This is a genomic window from Pseudomonadota bacterium, assembly GCA_039033415.1.
Taxonomy (GTDB): Bacteria; Pseudomonadota; Gammaproteobacteria; order Xanthomonadales; family SZUA-38; genus JANQOZ01.
In genome coordinates this window covers 168,441-185,177 of the sequence record JBCCCR010000003.1, presented here as the reverse complement: position 1 = coordinate 185,177, position 16,737 = coordinate 168,441, and the positions used below count along the sequence as shown (strand labels likewise).

Below are 16,737 nucleotides of genomic sequence, written 5' to 3'. Positions count from 1 at the left end.
AGCATCCAGGACAATAGGTCGGGCTCCGGCGCAGCATCCTGCGGATCAGACCCTGCCCCGGCGAGGAGAGCCGCGTGACCACACCGTATTTCGACCAACACCAACACACGCTGGCCGCAGCGATTGCGGCCTGTGACAGTCGGGAATACTGGAGCCCCTTTGTCGAATCGCCCAGCGCGCGTCTGCATCCTGACGGTGCACCGGAGGCCGGAAAAGCCGCCTTTGAGGCCATGCTGGGCCAACCTTTTGAGCTCGACCAGCCCGGAGAGACCGGGCGCACCGGCGCCGAAATCTCTCCGTATACGCAGCAGCCTCTCGGGATCAGCTATCCAGAGTGCGACGTAGAAGCACTTTACGCTGCGGCCCAGACAGCGATGAAGGCCTGGAAGAAAGTGCCCTGGCAGGAACGAGCCGGCCTTTGTCTGGAGATGGCTTTCGCGCTCGAGAAACAGGCGTTTGTCAACGCTCACGCCACGATGCACACAGCGGGGCAAAGTTTTCTTATGGCGTTTTCCGGCAGCGGCGCCAACGCGCTGGATCGTGGCGTCGAGGCCGTTGCTTACGCGGCCAAGGCCCTGCAGGAAGTCAGGCCAACCGCGCGCTGGAGCAAACCGTTCGGTCGGGCCGGTGAGGTCACCCTAAACAAAACCTATCGAACCGTGCCGCGTGGCGTGGCTGCTGTCGTCTGCTGCGCAACCTTCCCGTTGTGGAACGCCTATCCCGCGCTGTTCGCGAACCTTGTGACGGCGAATCCTGCGATCCTCAAACCGCACCCCAACGGCATTCTGCCTGTCGCGATGGCGGTGAGGGTGTGTCGCGAGGTGCTGGCACTAGCTGGTCATGATCCGAACCTGGTGCTGATGGCGGCCGACACCGCCGCCGATCCGATCACGATTGAACTCTTGGAGCACCCCGCTTGCGCTATCGTCGACTACACGGGTTCGCAGCGCTTCGGGCACTGGATTGAAGAAAACTGCCGGCATGCGCAGGTTTTCACCGAAACCGCGGGCTGCAACGGCGTCGTCGTTGAGTCCACCGACAACCTGGATGGGCTGATCAGCGGCCTGGCCAACGGGTTCTGCGGGTTTTCGGCCCAGATGTGCACCAGCCCGCAGAACGTCCATGTGCCGGCGACCGGAATCGAAAGCGACCAGGGGCACCTGACGTTTGAGGACTTCAGTCAGCGGCTGATCGCAGCGATTCGGTCGCGTACCGAAGACCCGCTTCACGCCTCCCGGCTGTGCGCTGCAATCCAGGCGGACCAGTCCCTGACCGTGCTGGAATCGGTGGCGGCGGGCGTACAGCAGGCTGGAGGAGCGATCGGACTGCCGAGCCGTCCGTACGTTCACCCCGACTTTCCCGATGCCCGCACCGCAACGCCGCTGGTCTGTCTCGTGACGCCGGCGCAGCGAGCGCTGTATCAGGAGGAGCACTTCGCGCCGGTGGCGTTTCTCGTTAAGGAGCCGGACGCCGAATCAGCGCTCACACACGCGGCAGACAACGCGCAGCGGTTCGGTGCCATCAGCTCTTATGCGTACAGCGTCAATCCGGCGTTTCTCGCGCAGGCACAGGAGGCGTTTGCAGACGCGGGCGCGTCGCTCTGGTGCAACATGACCGCGCCGATGCCCATCAACTTTGCCGCCGCCTACAGCGATTACCACGTAACGGGGCTGAACCCGGCGGGGAACGCTTGCCTGACCGATCTAGCGTTTGTGGCTGACCGCTTTCGAATCATCCAGTTTCGCGAGCCGGTAGATCCGGCGGCGGCATGAGAGTGCCACATTGAGGACCCTTCCGTGACCCGCACCTATATCTATGACGCTTTGCGTACTCCGCGTGGCAAAGGCACAGCGCCTCGGGAAGGTAAAGCTGGAGGCGCGCTCGCCAGCGTTCCGCCGCAGCATCTCGTCTCGCAGCTGGTCGATGCTCTGGCGGAGCGTCACGACAAAGGCGCTATGGCAAGCGTGGCGCAGCTGCTGTTGGGGTGTGTTGGGCAGGTGGGTTCGCAGGGGGGGCATCTCGCGCTGGTGTCTCGCATTGCCTCGAGCCTGCCTGAGACCGTTGCACCCAAAACCCTCAATAATTACTGCGTTTCCGGCATGACCGCGGTGATTGAAGCGGCGCTCCGGTCGCGAGCCGGCGACGCCGGGCTCAGTCTGGCGGGCGGCGTCGAGATGCTCTCGCAGGTCCCATTTCAGGCGGACAAAGCGGCCTACTATGCCGATCCCGCTACTAGCGCCCAGCTCAATTGGGTGGCGCCAATCATGGGCGCTGAGCTCATCGCCACGGAAGAAGGATTTACAAAAGCGGACCTGGATCGCTTGACGCTTCGATCTCACCAGCGGGCCGCCGCGGCCTGGGAGGCCGGCAAGTATGATGCCAGCGTGATTCCGGTTCGCGACCGTGACGGCGTAACGCTGCTGGCGCACGACGAGCTGGTCCGTCCGGGCCTCAGTGCTGAGCAGCTGGAGTCGATGCCTCCGGCATTCGCCGAGCTTGGCCAGGCGGGGCAGGATCAGCGCGTGCTGGATCATCGGCCGAACCTGTCGGCCATTGACCACGTCCATTCGATTGCCAACTGTCCGGGTATGGCGGACGGTGCCGCACTGGTCCTCACAGGATCCGCCGAAGCCGGGCAGAGCGTGGGCCTGCGCCCAAGGGCGCGGGTGCTGGCGGTCGCAGAGACCGCCGGGGATCCAGTCCTGCAGTTCGGCGCTGGCTTTGCCGCGATGGAGCAGGCGTTGGAGAGTGCGGGGCTCGAGCTGGCGCAGCTCGATCGGATTGAGTTTATGGAAGCGTTTGCCGCGGTGCCACTGCGCTTTGAGCGCCGCTTCGATGTCGATCCTGAGCGGATTAACGTCAACGGTGGGCATCTGGCCATGGGGCACCCGATGGGCGCCACCGGAGCGATCCTACTGTGCACTCTGCTCAACGAACTTGAGCAAAGCGACACCGGTCTGGGCATGGCGGTGGCGCTGGCTGGTGGTGGCATCGGGTCAGCAATGATAATTGAGCGCGCCTGAAGTGATCGAACGACGAGGCTGCCAGCATGTAGCCCGGGAAATGGGCGGCTAGTGGCGGTTGCGGCAACCTCCGCCCCGAAAGAAAGCCGATCGATTTGGCGCGCCCTGGATCTACTCGGTGATTGGGCAACGCTGCTTACGTTGGAAGGCTACTGGCTCGGGGCGCGTCGCTTTAGCGAGCTTCAGACGCTCACCGGGCTGCCAAAAACCGTTCTCAGCAGCCGGCTGAAAACTCTGGTTGGCGCGGACCTGCTGCGGCGCCACGCGTATTCGGTCCGGCCCCCAAGGAGTGAGTATCGGGGCACCAAAAAGCTGATGGACCTGTTCCCGGCCGCGCTGGCGATGTTCCAGTGGGAGCAGCGCTGGGGTCACAAGGACAGCAAATGGGTGATCACGCTCACGCACAAAATGTGCGGAGAGACGATGGTTCCGTTAACGGTCTGTGGGCATTGCCATCAGGATCTGAGCGCCAGAGACTGTGCGTGGACGGCGGGGCCGAGCGCTGATCTGATCCACGCAGGTTATGCTCGCCGCCGCCGCCGCAGCGACCAGACGCCGGTTCGCAGCGGCCTGCTGGATACCTGCTTCCAGACCATCGGCGACCGTTGGTCGGGCCTGATTCTGCACAGCGTTTTCTGCGGCATCAATCGCTACGACGATCTGCTCGGGGCAACCCGGGCGGCCAGCAACATTCTCTCGGACCGACTGAAGTGGCTCTGCCAGGCGAAGATCCTCCGTCGGCTGGCTTACCAGAACGCACCGGCTCGGTTCGCCTATCGACTTTCCGACAGGGGCCGAGAGCTGTACCCGATACTGGTTGCGCTGCTCACCTGGGGCAACCGCTGGTACCCGGCGGCGGAGGGGCCGCCAATCCTGTTGTCGCATCGGACTTGCGGTGAGCCGCTGAAGCTGGCTTTTGTCTGCTCCGCCTGTCGACAGCCGCTCGCGCTTGGCGACATTGATTCGCAGGTTGAAGCCAGGTCCGTGTCTTTGGCCCGCGTGCTGCCCGCATCGGCCATCACTTAACGGTCGCCATGCCGGCCGTCGAGTCGAGAAACGGTAATAACGCCAGAGATCTAGACGCGCCCTTCGCATGTTGGTCGGTATGTTTCGCCGCCGCGTCGTATATAGTGTGCGCCATGTTAAGGATGCCATCCCGCCAATCCGCACGTAGGTTTCGGACCGCCAGCCGTTTGCTGGTTGCCGCAGCTGCGCTATGCCTGCTTGCGGGATGTTCGGATCCGGACATCGATGCAACAACCGCCGCCGATCGGCGCGAACGCAGTGTCCCAGTCCGCCTGGAGCCGGTGCAGTTTCAGCCGCGACGAACGCGCCTGGATGTGGTCGGGACGTCGCGGGCCGCTCGCTCGGTCGACATCTACCCGGAAGCGGCGGGTGCGGTCGAGACCCTGGACTTCGCGCCCGGAGAGCGCGTCAGCGCAGGCCAGCTGCTTGTGCAGCTCGAGCAGCGCGATGAACAGCTGGCCGTCGAACTGGCCCGGGTAACGCTTAAAGATGCGACAAGGCTGCTCGAGCGTTACCAGGGTGCCCAGGATTCGGGGGCGGTGCTACCGACCACCTTCGACGCCGCACAAACCGCGGTCACCGCAGCAGAGATTGCGCTCGAACGAGCGGAAGTTGCGCTGCGGCGCCGTGTCATTCGCGCCCCATTTGCCGGCGTGGTCAGCTTGACGGACGTCGAGTCTGGCGACCGGGTCAATCCAGATACCCTGGTCACCACACTCGATGATCGAAGCACGCTGCTGGTTCGCTTCGACGTACCCGAACAGCTGGTCGGTCAGCTTGCCACCGGCGATCCGGTGAAGGTTCGCACATTCAACGGCGCGTCGGAGCTCACGGCCAGAGTGGTGGAGCTAGGGAGCCGGGTCAACGAGGTCACGCGATCGCTCAGCGTCCAGGCCAGGCTCGACAACAGCGCTGATCTGCTGCGTCCCGGCATGAGTTTTAGTGTGGCGGTCGAGTCCGCTGAGGGACGCTACGCGCGAATCCCGGAGGTCGCGCTTCGGTGGGGTGCGGAAGGTGCCTACGTCTGGCGCGACAGCGGGGGGCTGGCTGAGCGCGTCGAAGCGCAGGTCATTCAGCGCGAAGAAGGCTGGGTGTTGGTTGATGCACCGCTCCGCGGTACCGATCAGATCATCGTTGAAGGGGTACAGCGGGTACGAGAGGGTAGCAAGCTCGCTGGCCCCGGTTCCGGCGCACCGGCCAGCTGAGATGGTCGATCTTAAGAGCACCACAGGCGATCTGCCCAGCCTGGCAATCAGGCGACCGGTGCTGGTGCTGGTCGCGAACCTGCTGATTGTCATCGCCGGCCTGGCGGCGCTCGGAGCGGTTGAGATTCGCGAGCTTCCTAACGTCGATCGGCCCGTGGTCAGCGTCCGCGCCGAGTTTCCTGGGGCATCCCCGGAGACGATGGATGCCGAGGTGACCCGAATTCTCGAAGGCGCCGTGGCGCGGGTATCAGGTCTGTATCGGCTTCGATCGGCCTCCGAGGAAAACTCCGCCCGGATCTTTGCGGAATTCAACCCGGGTGTGGACCTCGACGCGGCCGCCGCCGAAGTGCGCGAAGCGGTCAGCCGGGTCAGTCGCCAGCTGCCGGATCGCGTGGAAAACGTCTTTGTCGTGAAGGCTGACCAGGACGCTCAGCCGGTGATTACGGTCGCCGCAACCAGCGAGACGCTCACCGACGACGCGCTGGCTCGAGTCGTTGAGCAGGATGTGATTCCCGAACTGATTTCCATCGACGGCGTGGCTGACGTCACGGTGTCAGGCAGTCGCCGGCGCCAGCTTCGTGTGGTGGTCGACCCGCTCCGCCTGACCAGCTTTAACCTCTCGATGAATGACGTGGAGGCGGTGCTGCGCGAAGCGCCGTTTGACGTGCCGGCGGGGAGCCTCCGTTCGGATGTCCAGGAATTGCTGGTCCGGGCTAATGCCTCGGTAACGACGGCTCAGCAGGTCCGGGAGCTGATGCTCACGCCCCAGGTGAGGCTCGACGACGTGGCTAACGTGTATTTTGGACCGGCGGACGCCAATCAGTTCTCTCGCCTGAACGGCCTGTCGGTCATCGGCCTCGGCGTCATTCGACAGGCGGGCTCTAATACCATCAGCATCGCCGAGGCGGTGCGCAGCCGAAGCGCGCAGCTCGAACGCCAGTTCAAAGATTTGTCGCTGGCGGTGACGGACGACAGTTCGACCTTTATCGTGAAGTCGATTCGCGAACTGCTGATCTCCATGGCGCTGACCGTGTCGATTGTGATCTCCACAATCTGGATCTTCCTCGGCTCGGCTCGGGCCACCCTGGTGCCCGCCGTCACGATACCGGTTGCCTTGATCGGCACCCTCGCGGCGATCTGGCTCGGCGGTTTTTCCGTGAACAACCTGACGCTGCTGGCGTTGCTGCTCGCTACGGGGCTAGTCGTCGACGATGCGATTGTGGTGCTGGAGAACATTCAGCGGAAGGCCAGTCAGGGCATGGGTGCGCGCGCCGCGGCGGTGATCGGCACCCGGCAGGTCTATTTTGCCGTGATCGCCACCAGTGCCGTGCTGATATCGGTCTTCATCCCCATCGCCTTTCTGCCCGGCACCGCCGGCGGCTTGTTCCGCGAGTTCGGCTTCGTGCTTGCCGTGGCGGTGGCTATCTCGAGCTTTGTGGCGCTGTCACTCGTGCCTGCCATGGCGTCCCGGCTGGCCTCGACTCGATCCTCATCCCCGGATACTACGGATAATTCCAGGAAGCGCGGCGAGCTGCTGCTGTCCGTCGGCTCGCTGCTGAAGACGTTTTATCTAGGGACATTGTCCGCGGCGTTGGCGCGGCCGCTGCTGGCGCTGCTGCTGGCCCTGGGCACCGCCGCGGGTGCCGCGGCTTTGTACCCGCTGCTCGATAAGGAGCTGCTGCCGAACGAGGACCGCGGCTTGGTTCGGGTAAGGGCCAGCGGTCCAGACGGCGTTGGCCTCGGCTACATCGAAGGTCAAACCCAGCTGATCGAGCGAATCCTGGAACCCTATCGCGACAGCGGCGAGGTCACGGACATCTTCACCGTCGTGGGTACCTGGGACCCTCATCGCAGCGGCGTGACGCTGCCGCTGGCCGACTGGAGTCGACGTGAACGCAGCCAGGGGGAAATCATCCGGGAGCTCCGTGGCAAACTCGACAACCTGCCCGGTGCGCGGGTCTCGGTTTATGGCGACAATAGCCTCAATCTTCGAGGCCAGGGCGGTGGACTTGAGTTCGCCGTGACCGGCAGTGACTATGAAGAGATCTTTGAGGGTGCCAAGCTGCTCGCCGCCGCGATCACTGAACAGTCGACGCTTGTGAGTAACCCCGACATCGGCTTCGCGCCGACCCAACCGCAGCTGGCCATCCTGATCGACCGCCAACGCGCCAGCGAACTGGGCGTAGAGCTGGCCGGTCTGGCCAGCACGCTGACGGCCGCGATTGATGGCGTTGAGGTGGTTGATCTGAACATCGACGACGAAGCGGTGCCGCTTCTGCTCGAGGCCTCAATCAATCAGATCAACGATCCAACAGATCTGATGAGCCTGCACGTCAGCACGGGTGATGGTCAGCTAGTGCCGCTGACGAATCTGGTAACGGTTACCGAGACCGGCGTCGCCACCCAGCTCGATCGGCACGGCCAGCGTCGGGCGATCGAAGTAGACGTTGATTTGGCGGCGGGTGTGCCGCTCGCCGACGCGGTGGCCGATATCGAACGACTTGCGGCGCAGACGTTGCCGGCGGGCCTCAACCTGATGTTCCGTGGAGAGGCCGCCACTTTAGAAGAGTCGACGCGCGGGGTCGCGGTGATTTACGGCGTTGCGCTGCTGGTGGTGTTCCTGGTGCTCTGCGCGCAATTTGAGGGGTTTATGAGCGCCACTGTCGTGACGCTGACCGTGCCGCTTGGTGTGGCCGCCGCGCTGGCGGCGCTTTTCCTGACCGGCACATCCATCAATATCTATTCTCAGGTGGGCCTGATTCTGCTGATCGGGCTCATGGCCAAAAACGGCATTTTGGTGGTGGAGTTTGCCGACCAGCTCCGCGATCGAGGCATGGCGGTCAAGGAAGCCATCACGTTGAGCGCCGAGGTACGCATGCGCCCTGTCGCCATGACCATCGTATCTACCGTGCTGGGCGCGCTGCCGCTGATTCTGGCGAGCGGCGCTGGCGCGGAAGCGCGGGCTGCCATCGGCTGGGTCATATTCGGCGGGTTGGGTTTTGCCGCATTGTTTACGCTGTATGTGACCCCGGTCATCTACCTGCTCCTCGGGCGCTTCGGCCGCGTCCGTTCCGAGGAGGTTCGCAAGCTGGAGACCGAAATTGCCCAAGCGCAGCAGGCGCGGTAGCAGCAGGTCGGCTCCGATCGCGCGTCGACCTGTGGCTCTCGGAAAGCGGTTGCTCGGCGTTCTCTGGATTCTTATCGCGCCACTCTTGTGGGCCAACGAGTCGCTGGCAAAAGACTCGGTCGCCGCCTTTTCCCAACGCCTTGAAGCGTTGAAACGCGCGTTCTACGTCCCCGGTCTGGCGGTTGAGATTGTGGTCGGCGTGGATTCGGAAAGCAGCACGGTGCTATTTCAGGATTACCTGGGCGATCGAGACCTGGCGAGCAAGCAGGCCGTAACGCCCAACACCCTCTTTCCCCTCGCGTCCCTGACCAAGGTTTACAGCGCCGTGCTGCTGGCGGATCTCGCAGAAGATGGTGCGCTGTCGTTCATGGACCCGGTGACTCGCTGGCTGCCTGAAAGTGGCCTCACCAGAAACGTTCAGCTACAGCACCTGCTGTCCCACACCTCGCAGGGCGATCCTGGCGAGCAGTTCAACTACAGCTTTCGCTTTGGCCTGCTTACGGCGATCGCGCAAAAGGTTGGCGGCAAACCGTTTGGTGAGCTGCTGCAGGAACGGGTGTTGCAGCCGCTGGCGCTGTCCGATACCCACCTCTACGAAATAGAGACGCTGTCCGCAGCCGCCCGCGAACGACTGGCCACACCTCACGGCTATGAAGGCCAAAGCCTTGCCTTAGATCACGAGTTTGGCGTATCCGCGTCAGCCGGCTTGATCGCAACGCCCCGCGACGTGATCCGCATGGGGCAGGCGCTGCTGCGTAAGGATCTGCTGAGCGACGGATCCTGGCGGCAGCTCACCACGCCTTTCGGCCCGGATCTTCCGTACGGGCACGGGATTTTTGTGCAGCAGGTGGCCGGCCAGCAGGTGTTTTGGGCTTACGGGCAATACGATGGCTTTGCCGGTCTTTGGGTAATCGTGCCGGCAAAGGAGCTCCAGATGGTGGCGCTGGCGAACAACAATCTGTTCAGTGACGCGGCGCGACTGATCAACGGCGACGTGATGACCTCACCGCTGATGTTGGCGTTTGTTGAGGGCTTTCTGACCGACGAAGGTCAGAGCTTCCCTACCGCCGAGCAGCGCGCCAAAGCGGATCTCATGACCAGCGCTTTCCTGGCGCGCTATGACGAGAGTCAGTTCGAGAACGCTCAAAACGCGTTGGAACGGCTGTTGCCCAGCCCGGAGCACTGGGTGCAGCGAGCTGATCTGAACGTCATGCACGCCGTGATGTTTCTGAAAACGGTGGCGTTTCATCGCGAGCTTCAGCTTCGCGCCGACTGGGACCCTGAGCTGGCGTCCCTGGGTAAAAAGCTGCTGCAAACGGATCCCCACAATCCCTACGTCCACTATTACCTCGGCGAGCTCTTTGCCGGTGCCGATGATCGCGCTCGAGCCGCGCGCCATTTTCGCGCTATTGTTGACGCCGAAAATTTCTCGACCCACTGGTATACGCGAGAAGCTCAAAGCTGGCTCGCATCGCACCCGGATCAATAAAAGGTTTCTCTATGTCGCTGATCGTTAATCGCCGTGATCTGGATTTCTATCTGGACGAGCTGTACCGGCTTCCAACCCTGCTCGAAGCTGAGCGCTACGCTGAATACGATCGCGACACGATCACTGCGGTGCTGGACGCCGCCCAGGCGCTCGCCGAAGAGAAGTTCCAGCCGGTAGCCGCCGCCGCCGACGCGAGCGAGCCGGCGTTTGTCGACGGTGAGGTCGAAGTCATACCCGAAGCGATCGAGGCGCTCGACGCGTTTCGCGAGTCGGGTTTTATGGCGGCGGGTTTCGACAGCGACATCGGCGGGATGCAGCTTCCCTGGCTGGTCACTCAGGCCATCAGCGGTATCTTTATGTGTGCCAACACGGGCGTGGCCAACTACGCCTTTCTGACGGCCGCCAACGCCAACCTGCTGAAGACCTGCGGCAACGACGCCCTGAAGGAACGATTCCTGGGTCCCCTGCTGGAAGGACGCTGGTTTGGCACGATGTGCCTGTCCGAGACGCAGGCCGGCTCTTCGCTGGGAGATATCCGAACGACCGCGACGCCGGCGGAAGACGGCAGCTATCGCCTGAGCGGTTCGAAAATGTGGATATCCGGCGGCGACCACAACCTCAGCGAGAACATTGTGCACATGGTGCTGGCGCGTACGCCCGACGCGCCGCCGGGCGTTCGTGGCATCTCGCTGTTTCTGGTCCCGAAGATCCGTGTCAACGACGATGGCACCCTGGGTGAATTCAACAACGTGGTCGTGGCCGGGCTGAACCACAAGATGGGCCAGCGGGGGACCAGCAACTGCCTGCTCAACTTTGGCGAGTCAGGAGACTGCGAGGGTTTTCTTGTCGGCCGCGAGAACGAAGGGCTGGCCAACATGTTCCACATGATGAACGAGGCAAGGATCGGCGTTGGGCTTGGTTCGGTGGCCGCAGCGCTGGGTGGCTACCTTTATGCCCTCGACTATGCCCGGGAGCGAGCCCAGGGTCGGCGGCTGGGGAGCAAAGATCCGACGACCCCGCAGGTCAAGCTGATTGAGCACGCTGACGTCAGACGGCTGCTGATGACACAGAAGGTGTTTGTGGAGGGTGGGCAAGCGCTGATCTTTTACTGCGCCAGCCTGCTGGATCGACAGAAGCTGACCGAGGAACGCCAGGAATACCAGCGGCTGGCGGCCCTGCTGGAGCTGCTGACGCCGGTGGCCAAATCGTGGCCATCCGAATATTGCCTGGAGGCTAACAAGCTGGCGATTCAGGTGCTGGGCGGCTATGGCTACACGCGCGACTACCCGGTGGAGCGGCTGTACCGCGACAATCGTCTCAACGCCATCCACGAAGGGGCCCACGCGATTCATGGGTTGGACATCTTGGGGCGTAAGGTTCGGATGGGCGAGGGCATCGCGCTGCAGGTCCTGCGTAGCGAGATACAGTCGGACCTTGACTTGGCAGCGGCCAGCGTTGGCCTAGCGGGTCTAGCGCAAGAGCTCGAATCGGCGTTGGCTCAGGTGGACGAAACGGTTCAGACGGTCGTCACCTGCAGCGATCCGGAGCTGAGCATGGCCAACGCCACGCTGTTCCTGGATGCTTTTGGGCACGTTGTTGTGGCGTGGCTGTGGTTGCGGCAGGCGCTTGCGGCACAGAGTGCGCTGGACGCGGCGGCGAAAGATGAGGGTTCCGACCATGACAGCCGTTTTTACGAAGGCAAGCTGGCGGCGTGCCGATTTTTTTTCCGCTACGAACTGCCAAAAGCTCAGCTGGCGCTGCGCACCGTGGCCAGTCTGGACGATACCTGCATTCAGGTGCTGCCGGAGCAGTTTACCGGCAGCTAACTCTGCTCAAGCAAAAGACCATTCCGCCGGGCGTACCGGCGCGCAGAGCGGTAGAGACGGCCAGCTATTTGCGCTCGGGCGCAAAGAGCCCCTTAACCAGGTCGGAGAGGTTTTTTGTCGCCAGGTCGCCAGGTCGCGAAACTCACCCGCGTCAAAAAAGGATCCGGTGCAGACGCTGCACTGCTCAAACCAGATGTGACGCTGGTCGGGGTCCACCATCCGAATCATCTCGCCACTACAGCGGGGGCAGTCATAGCGGTCGATAACATTGGTTTTTCGACCTTGGTCGGCCTCGCCTAGATCGATGGCGTCCGCGACGCCTGCGTCGCGCAGCCGCTCTACCTCACCCGCGTCAAACCAAAGCCCCTGACATTGACTGCAGCGATCGATCTCGACGCCGTTGACCAGCAGGGCGTCCATGTCGGCCCGGCATTTGGGACAGCGCATGGCTCCGGAGAGAAACAGGCCGGCCTCACTCCCTCCTAAGCCAACCGTGTAGCGGGATCCCGTTGATCTGCGGATCGGCTGATCTTCGCTTTCCGCCTCCAGCGATGGCGCGCGATGAAAGAGCAGAGTAATGATCATCAGGACCACAAACGCGCCCAAAAAGGTATAGCTCTCAACGTAGCTTGCCCTCTCCGCCAGCATGCCGTACACCTTTGAGCCGGCCGAGTGTCCCAGGTTGGCCACCGACATATAGATTGCAAACTGCGTTGCTGAGATGCTGCTGGAGCAGAGCGCCATCGCGAGCGCGATAACGCAGACCATGACTACGGGAATCAAGATGATCCAGAGCGACAGCATCACCCGGACGTAGGTGCTGTCCTCCCACAATTGCTGAGTCTGGGCGATCAAAAATGCGTGGATGGCAACCAGCGACACCGTCAGAATCAGCATTCGCTTGGCGCCGAATCGATCGACGAGCGGACCGAGCGTCAGCGCAATCGCAGCGCCGACCAGCCCCATCATCGCCACCAGCTGAGACCACTCGGGCGTCGTGTATCCAAAAAGGTTGACCGCCGCAAAAGGCATCAGCGCCTGGCCGTAGCCGGTCACCAGCCCGTCAACGAACATGATGACCATGACCACCAGACTGGCTCGGCTCCAGAGCACCTGGTTGAGGGCTTTGAAAACGGTGCCAAACGAGCCTTCCGGCGGCTGACCGGTCGCGGCCTTGCCCCGGGACCACGGCAGCCTGCGTTCCCCGGGGCGCTCGGTCACCAGCACAAACGCGAGCGCCAGCAGGCCGGCCAGGGAAGCCGCCGCGATGGCCGTCACTTTCATCCCGAAAGTTGCCAGCAGAACGCCGCTCACCGCAGCAGTCGCGCTCCAGCCGGCGGCCTTCCCGAAACTCATAAACGCGTTGAGCCGGCCCTGCTCGCGCACCGGCGTCAGGTCGATGCACATGCCGTCGACGGCGACGTCTTGAGTGGCGGCAAACGTGTTGATCAGAACACCGAGCACCATCAGCAGTCCAACCTGCTCCGCAGGATTCTCGATGAGCATCAGTCCGAGCAGCGAAACCGTCAAGCCGAGCTGCGCGGCCAGCACCCAGGGCTTTCGTCGCCCCATGCTGGGCAGCTGATAGCGATCCATCAGCGGGCCGGACAGCAGCTTGAACGCCCAGGGGAGCACGATGACCGCCAGGTAGGAACCGACATCCGCTGCGGTGGCTCCCTGGCTGGCCATCCAGGCCGGCAAGGCAATCGCAAGAAGTCCCTGGGGAATCCCCTGGGCGAAATACATGACCGCGCCGGTGACGTAACGAATCCGGGCGCTGTCTGACAGAACGAGGCTGACGGCCATAATTTTTTGGTTTGGTTATTCAGGCCAGCGTCGATAGTAGCGAATATCTTTCGCGAAGGCCGCCGGCAAGAAAGGTAAGGGACAATGGGGACTTATGCCCTTGTGATAGTGCCGTTCGGGAGGTTGCGCTCATGGTTTGCAGTGGGCATATTGATGCGGCCCTCGCTGGAAGCCCAATGCCCCAACTCAAAAGACACCTCGGTCTGCTGGGACTGACCGCCACCGGTATTTGCGCGATGCTGGGAGCGTCGATCAACGTTGTTCCGTTTATGGTGCACCGCAGCGTTCCGGGGATCGGTCAATACGTTTTGCCAGCGTTTGTCTTTGCCGCCATTCCTGCGGTGTTTGCGGCATTTGCATACGCCACGCTCGCGTCCGCCATGCCGCGGCCCGGCGGCAGTTACCTCTACGCAAGCCGCGGCTTGAGTCCGTATCTGGGCTTTATCGCCAGCTTCTCCCAGTGGTTTGGGCTTTCTATCGTGATCGGCGTCATCGCGTATGTCATTGTGCCGTTCTTGTGGGACATCGCCGCGGCCCTCGGCTGGTCGGACCTTGCGGCTGAGCTGCAGCTTGGCTCGGTTCGAGTAAGCCTCGCACTGGGCCTTATCTGGATTTTTGTGTTGATCAACGTGCTGGGCGTAAAGCTTTATGCGCGCACGCTGGTCCCGATGATGTTCCTCATGTTCGGGCTCGGCATGATCGTGATCGTTGCGGGTTTCTGGTTTAACCACGGCGACTTCTCCGTCGCAGCCTTGGCGCGGGAAGGACAGGCGATGAGCGATGAGCCGGATGCGCCCTGGCGCTGGATGACCTTCCTTTCGGCAGCAGCGCTGATGTTTTCCAGCTTCATTGGCTTCGACGCGATCGCTCAGGCGGGCGGCGAGGCTCGCAAGCCGTCTCGCAATCTGCCGCTGGCTATCCTGCTGGCTATCACCGCGGTCGGCGCCTTTTATTTCCTGTTTGCCGCCGCGGTATATCACGCGGTCCCCTGGTGGTATGTTGCTGAGCAGGCCCAGGCCCGCGATATTTCAGCGCCCGGCCTGCTGGCCTATCTGCTGCCAACCGGCCTCGGTGCCGCGATCCTGGCCGGCGCGGCGGTCGCACTGATCAACGACCTGCCGGCCATGCTGCTCGCAGTGTCGCGCCTCATGTTCGCCTGGGCGGAGGACGGAATCTTTCCCAGCGGCGTCGCGAAGGTGCATTCCCGATTTCATACCCCGCACGTTGCTCTGGCGCTGAGCGGCGTCATTGCGAGCGTTGGTGTCCTTGGCAGCCACTTCGCCGGCGATTTCTTCCTGGGTATCGACATCATGGTGACGGCGATGCTGGTGAACTTCCTGCTGATGTGCGTGACGGTGCTGACACTGCCCCGGGTCAACGCCCGGCTCGCCGGTGAGATCACCGCACTGACCTCCCGCCTGTCTCAGCAGGTTGTGGGTATCGGCGGATCGGTGCTGCTGACCGGCTTTCTGGTGATCCACGTGTGGAAGGACCTGAGCGGTGAGGTAAGCGTCTGGTACTTCCACTCAACTTGGGTTTGGCTGCTGGTGATGGGGCTGGGCACCACAGTCTTCGTTTTCCGCCGAGCCCTCCAGATCCGTGCCGGCGATGATTGGCGAGCCCGGTTCTCGCAGCTGCCCGACTGATTATGGCTTCCGAGCATCGCAGCTTCGAGGGCAGCCAGCGTGGTTGAGACCACCGAACTGGCGCCGGGTCTCGTTATTTCGCGGGTCCTCAATGGGCTTTGGCAGATCGCCGATCTTGAGCGTGACGGTCAGACGCTCGACCCGGAGGCGGCAGCCAATCATATGGCCCCGTTCGTCGAAAGCGGGTTCAGTACGTTTGATATGGCCGACCATTATGGTTCTGCCGAAATCATCGCCGGGCATTTCCGCGCGACACACCCGTTGGGTAACGCCTCCCAGCTGCTCACAAAATGGGTACCCAAGCCTGGCGCCACATCCCGGGAAGAGGTGCGCCGCGCCGTCGAGCGTTCGTTGACGCGGCTAAAGACCGAGCGCCTCGATCTTCTGCAGTATCACGCCTGGCATTACCCAGACCCCTCGTGGCTCGACGCGCTGTCCTACCTGGCAGAGTTGCAGGAAGAAGGACTCATTGGTGCGCTGGGCGTGACAAACTTTGATGCGGCGCATCTACGCATCGCCTTGGCGAGCGGTCTGCCGATTGTCAGCAATCAGCTGAGTTTCTCTCTGATCGATCAGCGGGCAGCCGGCGCAATGAGCGAAGTGTGCAGCGAATTCGGGGTGGGCCTGCTGGCCTACGGCACCCTGGCGGGCGGGTTTCTATCCGAACGCTGGCTGGATCAGCCGGAACCTGCCAATCCGACGACCTGGTCGCAGATGAAATACAAGCGGTTTATCGACGCCGGGGGCGGTTGGCAGGCGTTCCAGGATCTGCTGCGCACCGCGGTTGCCGTGGCGCAACGTCATCAGGTCAGTGTTCCGGTGTTGGCCAGCCGGTACATGCTCGACCAGTCGGCCGTCGCCGGCGTTATTCTCGGCGCGCGTCTCGGCCACGGCGATCACCTGGCGGAAAACCGACAGATCTTTACCCTCTCGCTGACGGACGCAGATCGGGCGGCGCTGGCGCAGGCGGTGGAACACTTCGGACCGATTCCGGGCAATTGTGGTGACGAATACCGCAAGCCGCCTTTTTTGACCGCTGCGGGAGATCTGAGCGATCACCTGGAGGAAGTGCCCAAGGTCTTTGCGTCGGAGGTGGACGCTGCCGGCCGGCAGCGCGTCTTCAGCGGCACGTCCTGGGAGCCATTGGCGGGGTACTGTCGCGCGGTTCGAGTCGGGGATCGGATACTGGTATCGGGCACAACGGCCACCCACGGTGATCAGGTGATCGGCGAGGGCGACCCTGCCGCCCAGGCCCACTTTGTCATCGATAAGATCGAGGCCGCAATCGAGTCGCTGGGCGGTCGGCTGGAAGACGTGGTGCGCACCCGCGTCTTTGTCGCGGACGCGGAGCAATGGGAGCCGGTGGCCCGAGCTCACGGCGAACGTTTTGCTGAGATCCGCCCCGCCAACACGCTGGTCGAGGCGCGCCTGATCGGCGATCCTTACCTGGTCGAAATTGAGGCTGAGGCGATACTCAGCGCCGAGTTCCCAGACTGAGTCTCTAAAGGTTGGGCTAAGCGGTTTGGACTGGCCGCACTTTGGTGTGTGTGCTCTAGAACCGCGTTCTAAGCTTGCGGATTACCCGTTAG

At 62.8% G+C, this 16,737-nt stretch carries 10 protein-coding genes; 9 read left to right on the top strand and 1 reads right to left on the bottom strand.

Going from position 1 to position 16,737, the window contains the following annotated elements:
- Positions 1-74 precede the first annotated feature (74 nt).
- The 7 genes from paaN to AAF358_03540 all read left to right on the top strand — a co-directional run bounded on the left by paaN (position 75) and on the right by AAF358_03540 (position 11,696).
- Positions 75-1,772, top strand: a complete 1,698-nt coding sequence (paaN, locus tag AAF358_03570; GenBank protein MEM7704603.1) for a phenylacetic acid degradation protein PaaN — start codon at positions 75-77, stop codon at positions 1,770-1,772.
- A 24-nt stretch (positions 1,773-1,796) separates the two neighbouring features.
- Positions 1,797-3,023, top strand: a complete 1,227-nt coding sequence (locus tag AAF358_03565; GenBank protein ID MEM7704602.1) for an acetyl-CoA C-acyltransferase — start codon at positions 1,797-1,799, stop codon at positions 3,021-3,023.
- Positions 3,024-3,074: 51 nt separating this feature from the next.
- The gene (locus tag AAF358_03560; protein MEM7704601.1) at positions 3,075-4,049 is read left to right on the top strand and encodes a helix-turn-helix domain-containing protein; all 975 of its coding nucleotides are present in this window, start codon (positions 3,075-3,077) and stop codon (positions 4,047-4,049) included.
- A gap of 167 nt (positions 4,050-4,216) precedes the next feature.
- Positions 4,217-5,254 (top strand): efflux RND transporter periplasmic adaptor subunit, encoded by a 1,038-nt coding sequence (locus AAF358_03555; protein ID MEM7704600.1) that lies wholly within the window; start codon positions 4,217-4,219, stop codon positions 5,252-5,254.
- Between the two features lies 1 nt (position 5,255).
- Entirely contained in the window at positions 5,256-8,381 is a 3,126-nt protein-coding gene (locus AAF358_03550) for an efflux RND transporter permease subunit (GenBank protein ID MEM7704599.1), read from the top strand.
- Between the two features lie 49 nt (positions 8,382-8,430).
- Positions 8,431-9,870, top strand: coding sequence for a serine hydrolase domain-containing protein (locus tag AAF358_03545; GenBank protein MEM7704598.1), 1,440 nt, complete (start codon positions 8,431-8,433; stop codon positions 9,868-9,870).
- 11 nt (positions 9,871-9,881) lie between these two features.
- Positions 9,882-11,696, top strand: a complete 1,815-nt coding sequence (locus tag AAF358_03540) for an acyl-CoA dehydrogenase (GenBank protein ID MEM7704597.1) — start codon at positions 9,882-9,884, stop codon at positions 11,694-11,696.
- Positions 11,697-11,702: 6 nt separating this feature from the next.
- On the opposite strand, the gene AAF358_03535 is transcribed toward AAF358_03540, so the two are convergent.
- Positions 11,703-13,502, bottom strand: coding sequence for an MFS transporter (locus tag AAF358_03535; GenBank protein MEM7704596.1), 1,800 nt, complete (start codon positions 13,500-13,502; stop codon positions 11,703-11,705).
- Between the two features lie 176 nt (positions 13,503-13,678).
- Between AAF358_03535 and AAF358_03530 the strand changes: the two genes are divergently transcribed.
- Positions 13,679-15,148, top strand: coding sequence for an APC family permease (locus AAF358_03530; protein ID MEM7704595.1), 1,470 nt, complete (start codon positions 13,679-13,681; stop codon positions 15,146-15,148).
- Between the two features lie 39 nt (positions 15,149-15,187).
- A complete protein-coding gene (locus AAF358_03525; GenBank protein ID MEM7704594.1) occupies positions 15,188-16,645 on the top strand; it encodes an aldo/keto reductase in 1,458 nt (485 codons plus the stop codon).
- The last annotated feature ends 92 nt before the right edge of the window (positions 16,646-16,737 follow it).

Bases quoted from the DNA above. Each gene is read 5' to 3' on its own strand.
- AAF358_03540 (MEM7704597.1), top strand. From the start codon at position 9,882: ATGTCGCTGATCGTTAATCGCCGTGATCTGGATTTCTATCTGGACGAG.
- AAF358_03550 (MEM7704599.1), top strand. From the start codon at position 5,256: ATGGTCGATCTTAAGAGCACCACAGGCGATCTGCCCAGCCTGGCAATC.
- AAF358_03530 (MEM7704595.1), top strand. From the start codon at position 13,679: ATGCCCCAACTCAAAAGACACCTCGGTCTGCTGGGACTGACCGCCACC.
- AAF358_03535 (MEM7704596.1), bottom strand. From the start codon at position 13,502: ATGGCCGTCAGCCTCGTTCTGTCAGACAGCGCCCGGATTCGTTACGTC.